We start from the raw sequence: 15,149 nt of genomic DNA, 5'->3' as shown, positions 1-15,149 counted from the left end.
ATGTTTTATTTCAATGTGCAGTCCCTGTTGCCTGAGCGATTTAAGGGCATCTGCGCCTTCGGCGGCTACATGTAACCTGATGTAGCTCTCTCCTGCACATGCCCCGATTATGGCTTGAAAAGGCGGTTTGGGCAAGCCGTCTCTTTAAAATAAAGCCGTTGTGAAAACCTCCAAAATCATAAACTATTTAACACAGATTATACCGACAAATCACCTGTCATTAGAGGATAATATGTTAAAAACAACTTATTTAGGATATAATGCTACCAACTTAACCAACCGACCCGGCAAAAGGGTTCGGAGAAAGAACGCAAATGACCCAGCAGATTACTTTAGATAAAACCGATTTGAAAATTTTACAGGTTTTACAGGAAAACGGACGTTTGACCAATGTCGAGCTGGCGGAACGCATCTCCCTCTCCCCCTCGCCCTGCTTACGCCGCCTCAAACAACTGGAAGACGCGGGCATCATCCGCCGCTATGCCGCCCTACTCTCTCCTGCAGCCGTCGATTTGGGCTTACAGGCGTTTATCCGCGTTTCCATCAGCAAAGCAAAAGACGCACGCGAAGATTTCGCGCAATCGGTAAAAGAATGGCCGGAAGTATTGAGCTGCTTCGCCCTTACCGGTGAAACCGACTACCTGCTCCACGCATTTTTCACCGATATGAATGCTTTTTCCCATTTCGTCTTGGATACACTCCTTTCCCACCACGGCGTACAGGACGCGCAATCAAGCTTCGTATTGAAAGAAATCAAAACCACCACCTCCCTGCCGCTTTCGCATTTGGTACGGGAATAGGCAGAGTCTTCAAAAAGGTCGTCTGAAATGACAGTTTCAGACGACCTTTTTTATCACATTAAAATAACTTTCATAACAATTTCAGACAGCCTCAATCTAAAATCTTGCCGACGATTTCGCCCACGTCTTTCGACAATCCTTCCTGCGCCCGAATGCGCTGCAATTCTTGTTTCACCAAGTTTCTGCGGTGCGGTTCGAGCTTGTTGCAGAGGTTGAACGCCTGCACTAAGCGGGCAGCGACCTGCGGGTTGAAGCGGTCGATTTCGATGACTTTGTCGGCGATGAAGCGGTAGCCGCTGCCATCTTCTGCGTGGAAATGCGGAACGTTGCGGCTGAAGCTGCCGATGAGCGAACGGGCTTTGTTAGGGTTTTCGAGGCTGAATTTCGGATGTTGCAAGGCGGTTTGAACCTGTTGCAGGGTGTCGCTGCGGCGGCTTAAGCCGACGAGGGCGAAATATTTGTCCATCACCAGCGCGTCGTCTGAAAACTTGTCGGCAAACTGCACCAGCAGGCGGTTGCGCGTATCGCTTTCGTTGCCGTTGACGGCGGACAGGATGCCCCATTCGTGGGTCATGTTTTGCGCCATTTCGCCGTATTTTTCGGCAACGGTTTCGATGTGTGCGGGGTCGGCGCGCAGGACGAAGGCGCGGCAGACGTTGCGCAGCGTGCGCCAGCCGGCGGTTTCGGGGCTGTACTCGTAGCTTTGGTTTTCCTGCTTCGCCGCCTGACGGTTCAATTCGTGCCATTTCGGTAGAAAGCGGACGGCAAGCGTATCCAACAAGGCTTCGCGCGCCTGATGGTAGCGCAGCGGGTCGATGTTTTCTGCGCCGTCCCACAGTTCGGCTTCAGACGGTACGCCCAAAAGCAGGGCTTTGAAGGCGTTGTCCAAGAGGTCGTCTGAAATGACTTTTTCGACGGCGGCAAGCAGTTTGTCGTGTTTCGGCAACTCGACGCCGTCTGAAAACGCGGCAAGGTTGGCGGCGACGGCGCGGCGGTAGAGCGTTTGTGCGGCTTCCCAGCGCGTGAAGGCGTCGCTGTCATGAGCGAGCAGGAGCAGCAGGTCGTCGTCGCTGTATGGATAGTTCAGATGCACCGGCGCGCTGAACCCGCGCAACAGCGAGGGAACGACGGCTTCGGTTACGCCTTCGAGCGGGAAGGTCTGTTCGGCTTCGGTCAGCAGCAACACGGCTTCGGTCGCGCGTTTGCCCTGATAATCGAATGCCACTGCTTCGCCGTTGCGGTTCAGCAGCCCGATTTTGACCGGAATCATCATCGGCTGCTTGTCCGCCATATCGGGCGTGGACGGCACGGTTTGTTTGACGGTCAACTCGAAAATATTGTTTTTCAGACGACCTTCCGCTTCCAAAACGGGCGTGCCCGCCTGGCTGTACCACAAGGCGAACTGGTCGAGATTGATGCCGTTCGCGTCCGCCATCGCCGCGCGGAAATCGTCGCAGGTAACGGCCTGCCCGTCGTGGCGTTGGAAATAGAGCTTCATGCCTTTTTGGAAGCCCTCTTCGCCGAGCAGGGTGTGATACATCCGCACCACTTCCGCACCTTTTTCATAAACGGTCATGGTGTAGAAATTGTTTATCTCCTCATAGCTGGCGGGACGCACCGGATGCGCGGTCGGGCCTGCGTCTTCGGGGAACTGGTGCTGGCGCAAAAGGCGGATGTTTTCGATGCGGCGCACGGCGCGGCTGGCGCGGTCGCCGGAAAATTCTTGGTCGCGGAACACGGTCAGCCCTTCTTTCAGCGAAAGCTGGAACCAATCGCGGCAGGTCACGCGGTTGCCCGTCCAGTTGTGGAAATACTCGTGTCCGACCACGGATTCGATGCCTTCGAAATCGGTATCGGTGGCGGTGAGGCTGTCGGCAAGGACAAACTTGGTGTTAAAGATGTTCAAGCCCTTGTTTTCCATCGCGCCCATATTGAAATCGCCCACGGCGACGACCATGAAAATATCCAAGTCGTATTCCAAACCGAAGCGCGTTTCGTCCCACTTCATCGCGTTTTTCAACGATTCCACGGCAAAGCCGACCTTGGGCTTGTCCGCTTCGGTGGTGTAAAACTCGATTTTGACGTTTCTGCCGCTCATGGTGGTGAAACGGTCTTCCGTGACCGCCAAATCGCCCGCGACCAAAGCAAACAGATAGCTCGGTTTGGCAAACGGGTCTTCCCATTTCACCCAATGGCGGTCGTCTGAAAACTCGCCGCCGTCGATTTTGTTGCCGTTGGAGAGCAAAACGGGATAGCGTTTTTTGTCCGCGACGATGGTGGTCGTGAACTTGGACATCACATCCGGACGGTCGATGTAGAACGTGATTTTGCGGAAACCTTCCGGCTCGCATTGGGTAAACAAATTACCGCCGGAAGCATACAGCCCCATCAGCGATTTGTTTTCCGCCGGCAGGATTTCGGTTTCCACTTCAACGGTGAAGCGCTCGGACGGCACGCCCGCAATCGTCAGCGTCTCGCCTTCCAACACATAATCCACAGCCGCCCCGTTGATTTTGACGGACAAGAGTTTCGCCGAACCGTCCAACACCAGCGGCTCCCCCACCCTCTGCGGCTCGACCGTCAAACGGGATTTCACGACGGTTTGCGGTTCGGCAATATCAAAATGCAGGTCGGTTTCGAGAATGCGGTAGGCAGGCGTTTGGTAATCTTTCAGATAACGGACGGTTTTGCTCATGGTTTTGCTTTCGAGTAAAAATGGGAATACAGACGGTAAGCATAACGTTTCAGACGACCTTAATTCAAGCCTTCTATCAAATTTTTATCGTATAGTGGATTAAGGTCGTCTGAAACCCGAGACTATTGCAAACATACTTAACTTTAAATACAGTAGGTCATCAAATTCCGTCATTCCCGCTCAGGCGGTAATCCATCGTACAATCTAAAGAAACCTCGATTTGAAAAACAGTTTCTGAATTTCAAAAATGGATTCCCGCCTACGCGGGAATGACGACAGTCAGTAAGTTGCGTATCGAAAATAAAGTATAGTGGATTAACTTTAAACCAGTACGGCGTTACCTCGCCTTGCCGTACTATCTGTACTGTCTGCGGCTTCGTCGCCTTGTCCTGATTTAAATTTAATCCACTATAATTTAGCTATATCACAGATTCAAATAAAAACCTTCTGCATATCCGTATTTGCAGCCCACAACGACAAAAAGGTCGTCTGAAACCCAAATTGGATTTCAGACGACCTTTTTTATTTCAAGCCAATTGGCTTATTTGTTGAAGAAAACCAGCGTCCACGGCAAGACATAAGCTTGCAGCAGGGTCAGTAGGCCGACGAAGGTACAGAAAATCAAGCTGTGTTTCACGGTAAAGCGGAACAGGTTGGATTCTTTGCCTTCCAGACCGACCGCCGCGCAGGCGATGGCGATGGATTGCGGCGAAATCATTTTGCCGGTCACGCCGCCGGTGGTGTTGGCTGCGACGGTCAGTTCGGGTACGACGTTGATTTGATGCGCAGTGCTGGCTTGCAGCGAACCGAAGAGCGCGTTGGCGGAAGTGTCCGAACCGGTCAGGAATACGCCCAGCCAGCCGAGGAACGGCGAGAAGAACGGGAATACGGTACCGGTAGCGGCGAGGACGAGTGCCAATGTGGACGACAGGCCTGAATAGTTTGCCACGAATGCGAAGCCGAGTACCAAGCCGATAGACAGGATGGACAGGCGCAGTTCTTTGAGCGTTTCAAAGAAAGTGCTGACGGCTTCGGAAGGTTTCATTTTCAGCAAAGCGGCGGAAACGATGGAAGCAAACAGGATTGCCGTACCGACTGCGCCGAGGAGGTCAATTTTGAACACGGCGGCGTATGGTGTCGGTTCGCTGACGATGGGCGCGGCTTTTTGTACCAAGTTGTGCAGCATCGGCCAGTCGAATTTGATGGTGGCAACACCCAAAGCCTCTTTAACGCCCTTAATCGTCCATACGCTGACGAAAACGGTCAGGATGGCGAAAGGCGACCAGGCTTTGATGATTTGTCCGGCAGTGTATTCGCCCGCTTTGCGCTCGGCCGGTTTTTTCATGCCGTTGAAGGTGAAGATTTCTTTAGGCTGCCATTTTTTCAGGAAGGCAGACAGGCAGACCAGGCTGACCAATGCGGAGGTCACGTCGGGTAACTCGGGGCCGATGAAGTTGGCGGTAATGAACTGGGTAGTGGCGAAAGATACGCCCGCCACCAATACGGCAGGCCAAGTTTGGCGTATGCCGCGCATACCGTCCATCATGGCGACCAACCAGAAAGGAACGATAATCGACAGGATCGGCAGTTGGCGGCCGGCGACCTGACCGATGTGGTAAGGGTCGAGGTTGGACACTTGACCGGCAACCAAGATTGGAATACCCATCGCACCGAAAGCCACGGGCGCGGTATTGGCAATCAAACACAAACCGGCGGCGTAGAGCGGATTGAAACCTAAGCCCACCAACAACGAGGCGGTAATCGCCACCGGCGCGCCGAAGCCTGCCGCGCCTTCGAGGAAGGCGCCGAAGGAGAAGCCGACCAGCAACATTTGCAGGCGTTGGTCTTCGGTAATCGAAATCACGGAAGCGCGGATGATGTCGAACTGCCCTGTTTTCACGGTAATTTTATACAGGAACACGGCAGTAACGATAATCCATGCAATCGGCCACAAACCGTAAGCGAAGCCGTACAGCGCGGAAGAAACCGCCATGCCAGCAGGCATTCCGAAACCTAATACGGCAACGCCAAGCGCAATCAGAAGCGTATAAAGCCCCGCCTGATAGCCTTTAAGCTTCAGGACGGTCAGTGCGACAAAGAAAAAGATAATGGGCAGGAGGGCGACGGCTGCCGTCAAATATAGGCTGCCGCCCACTGCGGTATAATTTTGAATCCAAGTTTCCATTGGGAAAATCTCCGAATATTTTTCTAATATACTTTCCTAAATTGGTAAAACCAATTTTTTGAACGGAGGACACTTTACGAAACTTTAATATGGCAGTCAATTATTTTTTTAAACAACCTTGCTGCATAAGTGCAAAATTGTTATTTAATTTTAAATAAAACAAAACATTATATGAATTGTAAAAATGTAACCCGATATAGTTTTAAACCATATTCGGGTAGAACAAGCCATATTGACGGGATATGGCCGGTTAATTAGAATACCGCGACATTGGGCATACCAATTTGGTCATGCCAATTTTGACGCAGATTGCCATTTCAGACGACCTGCCGCATCACATTATCGGATTTGAGTCTTCCTCATAAAGAAAACATGAGGGAAAAGAGGGAATTAAAATGACAAAACTGGTTCGGCCACAAAAAATCAGCGACCAAATATTGTCGATATTAGAAGAACGGATTGCGACGGGCGTTTACGAGGAAGGCGGCAAAATCCCGCCCGAGCGCACGCTGGCGGAAGAGTTCGGCGTATCGCGCCCGTCGGTCAGAGTCGCACTCAACATCCTGATTGCGCGGCAGGTTTTGGAAGCGCGGCAGGGCGACGGCTATTACGTTTCCGTCAAACCGCAGCAGGATTTCCTCCAAAGCTGGCAAGAATTGCTCGGCAAACATTCCAACTGGGAAACCGACGTTTTCGATTTCAGCTGCCACATCGAAGGCTGCATGGCGTCGCTGGCTGCCGAACGGCGCACCGATGCCGATTTGAAGCGGATTGATTTTTGGCGGCAAAAATTCGAATCCGCCTGCGAAAGCGGCCATCTGGAACATCAAAGCGAAGCCGACGTAAGCTTTCACCAAACCATCGCCGATGCCGCACACAACATCCTCTTCAGCCACCTCTCCGGCGGCCTGCTCAAAATGCTCTACCGCCAGACGCGCAGCAGCATCATCTATTCCAACCAAACCGAAGACCCGCGCCCCAAGCTGATCGCGCAACACCGCGCCATCTACGAAGCCATACTCGAACGCCGCCCTGCCGATGCCGCCGAAGCCGCCAAAATACACTTAAACTACGTCGCCAACAGCATCTTGCAAAACAGGGAATACAAAAGCCGCAACGAACACGCCGACACGCTGGCGCAGAACGACTTGAAGCGGGCGCAGGACTGGTAAACATTCAACACTTCTCAGATTAGAGCATGAATACTTCGGCGGCTAATCCTTCTTGCTGATATAAGTTCATGCACACAAAGGTCGTCTGAAAACCTGAATGCAAGGTTTTCAGACGACCTTTTTCTATTTCTTGTTTTACACATTAAGCCCATACAACAAGATTTGTCTGAAAATTAAACCTATTCAAATACCAATATTTATATAGTGGATTAACTTTAAACCAGTACGGCGTTGCCTCGCCTTGCCGTACTATCTGTACTGTCTGCGGCTTCGTTGCCTTGTCCTGATTCAAATTTAATCCACTATACCTATCCAACGCCCTGAAATTTAATTTGTTTTAAGCGCAGACAGGCAAAAAAAACGCCTCCTGCCGGGAGCTGGCGGAGGCTATCCAAGGAGTTTTAAAAGTAACCCTAAAGAACTATGAAACTAGTCAAAAAGAACTATATTACTAATCTGAACGGTTTGCAAGTTCGTCGAGTGGTTTTAAATTAACTTTACGTCCGAACAAGGCTTGGATTTCGGGTTGGTGGCTGATGCCGATGACGAGGGTGTCGGGTAAGGCACGTTTGAGGGTTTGCATCAGCGTCAATGCGGATTCGCCGTCGAGCTGGTTGGTGGCTTCGTCGAGGAACAGGATTTGCGGTTTGTGCAGCAGCGCGCGGGCGAGGCTGAGGCGTTGCTGTTCGCCGCCGGAAAGGATGCCGTGCCATTCGTATGGTTCGTCTAAATTATCTTTCAGGCGGCCTAGTCCGACTTGTTCCAAGGTCGTCTGAATGATTTGGTCGTCTTGGCAGGCGGGGTGGGGATAGCTGACGGTGTGGCGTAGGGTGTCAGCGGGGAGGTAGGGGCGTTGGGGTAGGAAGAGGAGGCTGCCGCCGAGGGCGAAACTGCCTTGGTAATACGGCCATAAGCCTGCGAGGGCGCGCAGCAGGGTGGATTTGCCGATGCCGCTTCTGCCTTCGAGCAATACCCATTCGGGGGCGTGGGCTTCGAGGTTGATGTCGGTGAGCAGGGGGCTGCCGGTTTGGGTGTGGACGGTGAGGTTTTGCAGGACGAGGATGCCGCTTTGGCGGTGGTTGTTTAAAGTCAGGGCGGGTGCGGACGCTGGGCGGGCGGCGCTTCTGCCTTCTTGTTCTATTTGTTCCAATGCCGTCTGAAAACCGGAGAGGCGTTCGACAACTGCCGCCCATTCGATGAGGCGGCGGTAGGAGTCGGTAAACCAGCCGAAGCTGTCTTGGACGCGGGCAAACGATGTGCGGGTCTGCATCATGTCGCCGAAGGTCATGGTTTTGGCGAGGTACATGGGCAGGGTGGCGAGGATGGGGATGAAGATGCTGATGCGCACATAGGTCGCCCAGAAGGTTTCTTGGCGGAATTCGCAGTTGGTGAGACGGCGCCAGTTGTCGCGGATGCGGAGGTAGCGTTGTTTCAGACGACCTGTTTCGGCTTCGCCGCCGTTGTAAAAGGCGATTTGTTCGGCGTGGTCGCGCACGCGCAGGAGGGCGGCGCGGTAGTCGGCTTCGCGGTGTTGGCGGTCGATGTTGAGGTTTTTGAGTTTGCGGCCGACGAGGTGGGCAATCAGAGTGCTGATGACGGAATAAATCAGGGCAACCCAGACGAGGTAGCCGTGTATGGTGATGTCGCGCCCGCCGATATTGAAGGTTTGCACGCCGGAGAGTGTCCACAATACAGCGACGAACGCGCTGAATTTGGCAATATTATTGATGAAGGAGCGGAACAGTCCGATGCTTTTGTCGGCGAGGAGGTAGATGTCTTCGGCGATGCGCTGGTCGGGGTTGTCGGGTTCGCCGGTCAGACGCAGGCGATAGTGTTTGTGGCCTTCGAGCCAGTTTTGCTGGAATTGTTCGGTCAGGTGAGTGCGCCAACGGAAGATGAGGCGTTTTTGCAGCCAGTCGCCGCAGACGATGCAGCCGATAATCATCGCCATGTAGCCGAGGTATTCGACGATGAGCGCGGGCATGGACGCGCCGTCAAACGCGGCGAGCGCGTCGTAGAAGCGTTTGTCCCACGCGGCGATCCAAACGCTGATGGTAATGGAACAAAGGGTGAAGCCGATGAGGACGGCGAGCATCAGCCATTGGATGCGCCCGTGCGCCCCTGTCCAAAAAGGGCGGGCGAGTCGGAAGAATTTTTTGAGGATGTTCATGGATGGTGTGTTGGTACGAATAACGGGAGCTCGTCTGAAAATCTATGTGTGCAAGATAAGATTTTGGTTAGACACATAATAGACAACCCAAAATCCATTGAATTATGAAGAATCCTTAGATCTAAGCTGTTCCAATTCCCAGCGAAGTTTTTTATTTTCCTCAAATAGCCTGTTATATTCCAAGTTTTCTTGTTCCAGCTGTAAATGAATTTCTTTTTCCCTTTCTTGTCGCATATCATTTTCTACTTGTTGGGCTTGATACGAAATATATTCAATCCTCTCTTGTAGTTCAGCTATTTCCTTATTCAAATTTTCAATTTTTTTCTGATAATCCGAATGAATACTTCCTATTTCATCACTATGTAATTTGTTCATTTCCTCTATTCTATTATTATAGTTTTTTGAAAGCCTACTCATCTCTTCTAATAAATTACGCAACTCATCATCCCTATCGCGTAATTGATCGGCAAAGCTTCTATCAGTAGTATTTTGATTTTGTAAATTTCTATATTCTCGTTCTTCTATTTCTCTTTTTAGTTTTATTTTCCTACATTCAGATTCAAACTCCGCTTGAATATTAAAATTCATTTTCTTAAATGAAGAAATTATATAATTAACTTTTAGTTGTATATATGGAAATAAAATCATATATATAGTAGTTATAAAGATAGAAAATAGAATACTTTGCCACCAGGAAGAAATAATGAAATTTTTTTCAATCAAATTAATTTGATTATCTATCTTAATAATTCTGGTTTCTATATCTTGCTTAGAAAGAAGAAAAATACTAATTGGTTTCCAATAAATCCAGATTTTAAACACTAAGAAAGCAATTAAAAACGTAACAAATGTAGGAAGCTTTATTTTTTCTTCCTGTGCTTTCAAAAAATTTGAAAAAAATTCTTTTAACACTTCCATAATAGTGCACAAAAAATCTTATGAATTTAAAAAAACAATATGAATAAAAACTTATATACCGTCATTCCCATGCAAGCCGAGAATGACGGTACTACTATACTATATTACATCTTCCACTTCAGGCTGAACACAGCATTGCGCGGTTCGCCGTAGAAGTTGCCGTAGTTTTTTGTACGGTTGCTGTTGTTTTCATAGTAGCGTTTGTCAGTCAGGTTGTTGACCGCCAGCCCAAGTTGCAAATTGTCGGTCGGACGGTATTGCAAACCGGCATTCCAAACGGTATAGCCGCCTTGGGGCAGCTTGCTGCCAGTTTTGCTTTGACTGGACAAGCCTATACCGATACTTAACTTACCGTTTGCAAACGGCGGCGTATAGCTGCTGTAAGCGCGGAAAATGTGTTTTGGGGTCCAGTTGGCAAAATCGCCCTCGGTATTGGGATGGTTTTCTGTTTTGCGGATATTGTAGGTATAGCCGGCAAACAGTTTCCAATTTGCGCCGATTGCTCCGGAAATTTCCGCATCTACACCGCGGCTGCGTTCTTTTGCGGGAACGTAGTAGAAAGTCTGTTTCCTGTTGCCGCTGGCCGGAACGTTGACACGCACGCCGACGTTGGTGTTATCGGTTTGGAACAGGGAAACGGCCGTATTGAGTTTGCTCTGCATCCATTCGCCTTTCCAACCCAATTCGTAGTTTTTACCGACTTCGGGCGCGAGATAGCTGTTGTCTGCATTTGTTTTCAGAGTCGGTTTGTAGATGGATGTATAGCTTGCATAGAGGCTTTGCCCCGGCATGAAATCGTAAGTGATGCCGATGTATGGAATGAATTTGCTGTTTTTGACCGAATAGGTTTTTGCATCATTGTCCGGAGCGCCTGCATAACGGGACCAGTTGTAATCGAAGTCGCGTTTCCAATGGGTATAGCGTCCGCCTACCAACAGATGCAGTTTTTCCGTAGGATTGATGCGGGTACCTGCTGCAAGGGCGTGCGTATAGAAATGGTTGTTGCTGTCCATAATGCTGTATGGTTCGGCAGCCCAGTCCGGCTGGGGGATAACGGCAGAAAATGGATTGTAGCTGCCGGTTGCCTGCATACGGGTATGGTGCAGGTTATTGCGCTCTTTCGAATAATTATGAGTCAGGAAGATGTCGTGGGTTTGACCCAAGGCTTCAAACTTGCCGCGCAGGTTGTTTTGAATATGCAGATGTTTGCTGTCGTGCTGATAGCGGAAAGCCTGTTGATCTTCAATACCGATGGATTGATTGGCTTTCAATCCGCTTTTGTCTGCCATTAAGAAAGCATACCTTTGGTCGGAGTGGCTGTTTCGCCAATCGATTTTGCTGTTCCATTTCCAGTTGTCGTTGAAGTAGTGGTCAAATTCTGCAAAAACACCGTTTTTGATGAATCGCCCATGATTCCAATCGGCACCGAAATAGCTGTCGCGCGGCAGACTGCTTCCGTCTTCCCATAAAGGTAAGCCGTTGAGATTGGGGGTGTTGCGCTGGGCGATACGGTACGCACCGACAGAAACCTTGCTGTTTTCTCCGATGTCTTTTTCCAAAACGCCATAAAGAAGGCTATTTTGCCCTTTCACTTTATCCTGAAATGTTTTGTCATGATCAAAACTGCCGACAATACGCCCGCGGAGTTGGTTTTCTGAGCTTAAAGTGCCCGAGGCATCCAATTCGATATGCCGTTTACCGAAACGGTCGGCTAAACCATTCATACTGATTTGTTTTTTAACCGTCGGTTTTTTGCGTACGGCATTAATCGTACCTCCGGGCGCGCTGTTGGATTGGGTCAGCCCGGCCGCACCGCGCACAACTTCAATGTGGTCATACATGGCAAGGTCGGTGATGTTGTGCCCGTCTCTGGCAGGACTGCCAAATATGCCCGGCGCACCAATAGTGGTAGCCATGCCGTCTTCTTCCAATTTTTCAATATAGAATCCGCGGCTTTGGAAATGGGTGCGGTTCCCTTGGCGAACGACATTTACGCCAGTCGTTGTTTTCAACGCATCTGCCAGCGTAGTAATACCTTGATCGTTAATTTGATTTTTTGTAATAACGCTGACGGATTGCGGCGTCTCGCGCGGAGTCAATGCCAGTCCTGTGGTAGAACTCATAGCCGAAGTCGTATAGTCATTTCGATTTTCGGTACGCAGGCTGCGGTTTTTGCCGACCACATTGACCTGCTTTAATTCGACCTGCTGCACTTCTTCAGCGGCTTGAACGGCTTGCGGCAGCGCGGCAAGGCAGAACGCCAAGGTGCTGAGTTTGAAAAGTTTCTCTTTGTTTGTATTGTTCATTTGATTGATTCCAGATAAAGCTGTTGTCGTAAAATGTTTATTTTTATTTGATATTTATAACCATAAAAACTATAAATATTCAAAGTATTAGGTTTTTCAGACGACCTGCGTCAGATAAAACGGACGGATTTTATCAAATCCCGGCGGATAAAAAAATGTTGCCGCCGGGCAGAGTACCCAATGGCAACTACTTATCCAAGGTTGCAAAGATAGATATAAGGAATTAGCTGAAAATTAGTTATAAAGAACTATAAACCATCTGTAAAAAATGGCAAGCGTTTTTTCAGACGACCTCACGTTTTTTCACATACTCTTGCCATAAGTCAAAATTCTGGCCGGCAATAAAATACCCCTTCTTCTGTTTGGCGAGGGGGTATCTGTGTATCAGTCAGTTTTAGCTTCATTTTCTTGCGAACCGTGAAAAGGCGGATTGCCGTGTGGCTAGGCAGGTTGTCTGAAAACAGTTTTCAGACGACCTTTCTACGGAAGGCGGATTAGAATTTGTAATTGACGTTGAACATTACATTACGCGGTTCGCCGTAGTAGTTGTTCGCGCCTTTGCTGCTGACTTTGTTGTTCTCGTAGTAGTATCGGTTGGACAGGTTGGTCGAAATCAGCGCAAGTTTCAGGTTTTTCGATGCCTGATAATCGATATTGACATTGAAGACCGCATGACTGCCGCGCTTCACGCCGTAGAGGCTGGCGGTTTTACTTTGTGCGGTTACGCCGCCGCCGATGGTCCATTTTTTGCCGCCAAACGGCAGGTTGTAGCTGGTGTGGAGGCGCAGGATGTGTTTCGGCGTGTGTAGGCTGAAATTGGTGCCTGCAGGGACGGTGCCTTTGCTTTCCGCTTCAAGATATTTGGACCGGTTGAACGTATAACCCGCAAACAGTTTCCAATCTTCGCTCAGGTTGCCGGATATTTCGGCTTCGATGCCTCGGCTGCGGACTTTGCCGACGGGTTCCCAATACCATTTTTGGTCTGCCGTATCCCAAACCTGCACCGCGCGGTTTTTCTGTTCGATGTCAAACAGGGCAAGCGAGGTATTCAGCTTGTGGTCAAACCATTCGCCCTTCCAGCCGATTTCGTAGTTCGCGCCGGTAACGGGGTCGAGATAGGATTTGTCTTTGCGCTGATTGCTGTTCGGTTTGAAGATGGATGTGTAGCTGGCATACAGGCTTTGGTTCGGCGTCAAATCGTAGGTAACGGCGAAATAAGGATTGAAACGGACGGTTTTGCGGTCGGTAACCGAATCGGGATCGTTGTCTATCTTGCCATCCGTGTAGAAATAGTCGGTTATATATTTCGATTTGATGTGGTTCCAACGCGTACCTGCCATGATGTGCAGTTTTTCTTTCAACATATTGAAACGGAAGCCCAAAAGCAGCGCGTGGGTGGTGCGTTTGGAATGGGTTTCCCAATACATCTGATAAGGTGTGGCGTACCAGTCGGCGGGTTCGGCGATTTCGTTGCCGGTAAAGGTCATCGGGTCGAAGGAAACGCCCGGGTTGTATTGACGGCGGCTGCCGTTGTTTTTGGTATGCGTGTAAGTGTATTCGGTAAAGATTTCCTGCGGCACGCCCGCAATTTCAAATTTGCCGTTCAAATTGTTTTTGAAGGTCAGTTGTTTTTCGTCATTGTCGTAACGGCTCAACCAGCCGGAGGCTAATGTGCCGCCGGGCGTGTAGCCTGCGTAGGACGTGGACGTATTGTAAATGCCGCTGTTTTTCTTGGTATTTTCGTTGTAGTTGTAATCCAGCTTGCCGGTATAACGCCAGTTGTCGTTGAAATAGTGTTCCACTTCGGCGAATGCGTTCGCTTTATCGTAAATGCCTTTGTTCCAGTTGTAGCCCAGATAGGTATCGCGCGGCAGGTTCAATGCCACACCCCAGTCGTCGGGCTTGGTGTGTTTGCGCTGATAGAGGCCGCCCCAAGTGATTTTGGTGTTGTCGCCGACGGATGCATCCATCACGCCGTAAAGTGTGGCATTGCCGCCTTTGACGCGGTCTTTAAAATTTTTGTCGCGTTCCAATGCGACGACGGCGCGGCCGCGCAAGGTGCCTTCATCGTTCAGACGACCTGAAAAATCTCCGGTGGTACGGACTTTACCGAAGCGGTCGATTTGGACTTCGCCCTGAATGATGCGTTCGCCGGTGGGGCGTTTGCGTACGGCGTTCACCGTACCGCCCGGCTCGCCGTTTGCCTGCGTCAGCCCGGTCGCACCGCGCACGACTCCGATATGGTCGTAAACGGCGATGTCGTTCATGCTTTGCGCGTCATACATCGGATTGTTGATGGCGCCGGGGACGGTAGATGAGATTCCGTCCTCTTCGATTTGGTCGATATAGAACCCGCGCGATTGGAAGCGCGGAATGCCGGCATCACGGATGACGTTGACACCGGTGGTGGTTTTCAGGGCATCAACCAAATTGGTAATCCCCTGCTCATTGATTTGTGTCTTGGTAATCACGCTCACCGATTGCGGCGTTTCTTTTGGGGACAAGGCAAGGCCGGTGGTGGTGCGCATGGCAGAGGTGGTGTAAGAGTCGCGGTTTTCGGTGCGGGTAGAACGGTTTTTGCCGGTTACGTTGACGGTTTGCAATTCCGAAGTCAGTACAGGTTGCGGCACGTCTTCAGCAAATGCGGCATAAGGTAATGCGGTAGCAATAAGTGCGAGGGTTTTTAAAGGTTTCATGCGTAAGTTCTCGGGTTGATAATCAAGTTAATTATTATGAATAATAATGATTATATTTTATCTTAATGCACATAATTTGTAATTAAATAACTAATGTTAATTGAGCTATTTCATGATTTCCGTACTTCTGCTTTTTTTTGATAAACAACATCCGCATGAAGATTCAAGATCGTCTGAAACGGCTTTCAGACGACCTATGTTACAATT

Annotated in this window: 8 protein-coding genes and 1 riboswitch; of the genes, 2 read left to right on the top strand and 6 right to left on the bottom strand. The window is 49.9% G+C overall.

Going from position 1 to position 15,149, the window contains the following annotated elements; genetic code table 11:
* Positions 1 to 8: 8 nt before the first annotated feature.
* Positions 9 to 105, bottom strand: a riboswitch (glycine riboswitch).
* 209 nt (positions 106 to 314) lie between these two features.
* A complete protein-coding gene (locus NM96_01090; protein AVR78143.1) occupies positions 315 to 800 on the top strand; it encodes an Lrp/AsnC family transcriptional regulator in 486 nt (161 codons plus the stop codon).
* 91 nt (positions 801 to 891) lie between these two features.
* Here NM96_01090 and pepN read toward each other — a convergent pair whose 3' ends face one another.
* Together pepN and NM96_01080 are read right to left on the bottom strand one after the other, a co-directional pair.
* Entirely contained in the window at positions 892 to 3,495 is a 2,604-nt protein-coding gene (gene pepN / locus NM96_01085; protein ID AVR78142.1) for an aminopeptidase N, read from the bottom strand.
* A gap of 541 nt (positions 3,496 to 4,036) precedes the next feature.
* On the bottom strand, positions 4,037 to 5,680 hold the full coding sequence (locus NM96_01080) for an L-lactate permease (protein AVR78141.1): 1,644 nt from the start codon (positions 5,678 to 5,680) through the stop codon (positions 4,037 to 4,039).
* A 395-nt stretch (positions 5,681 to 6,075) separates the two neighbouring features.
* Between NM96_01080 and NM96_01075 the strand changes: the two genes are divergently transcribed.
* Entirely contained in the window at positions 6,076 to 6,852 is a 777-nt protein-coding gene (locus NM96_01075) for a FadR family transcriptional regulator (protein ID AVR78140.1), read from the top strand.
* Between the two features lie 451 nt (positions 6,853 to 7,303).
* Here the strand turns inward: NM96_01075 and NM96_01070 are convergent, their stop codons facing one another.
* The 4 genes from NM96_01070 to NM96_01055 form a co-directional block, all read right to left on the bottom strand.
* Positions 7,304 to 9,022, bottom strand: a complete 1,719-nt coding sequence (locus tag NM96_01070; GenBank protein AVR78139.1) for an ABC transporter ATP-binding protein — start codon at positions 9,020 to 9,022, stop codon at positions 7,304 to 7,306.
* Positions 9,023 to 9,124: 102 nt separating this feature from the next.
* Positions 9,125 to 9,844 (bottom strand): hypothetical protein, encoded by a 720-nt coding sequence (locus NM96_01065; protein AVR80223.1) that lies wholly within the window; start codon positions 9,842 to 9,844, stop codon positions 9,125 to 9,127.
* 200 nt (positions 9,845 to 10,044) lie between these two features.
* A complete protein-coding gene (locus tag NM96_01060) occupies positions 10,045 to 12,246 on the bottom strand; it encodes a TonB-dependent siderophore receptor (protein ID AVR78138.1) in 2,202 nt (733 codons plus the stop codon).
* 494 nt (positions 12,247 to 12,740) lie between these two features.
* The gene (locus NM96_01055) at positions 12,741 to 14,942 is read right to left on the bottom strand and encodes a TonB-dependent siderophore receptor (protein ID AVR78137.1); all 2,202 of its coding nucleotides are present in this window, start codon (positions 14,940 to 14,942) and stop codon (positions 12,741 to 12,743) included.
* Positions 14,943 to 15,149 lie beyond the last annotated feature (207 nt).

Source organism: Neisseria mucosa, from assembly GCA_003028315.1.
GTDB lineage: Bacteria > Pseudomonadota > Gammaproteobacteria > Burkholderiales > Neisseriaceae > Neisseria > Neisseria mucosa.
Note: the sequence above shows the minus strand (reverse complement) of the source record. Positions and strands in the feature narration are given on the sequence as shown.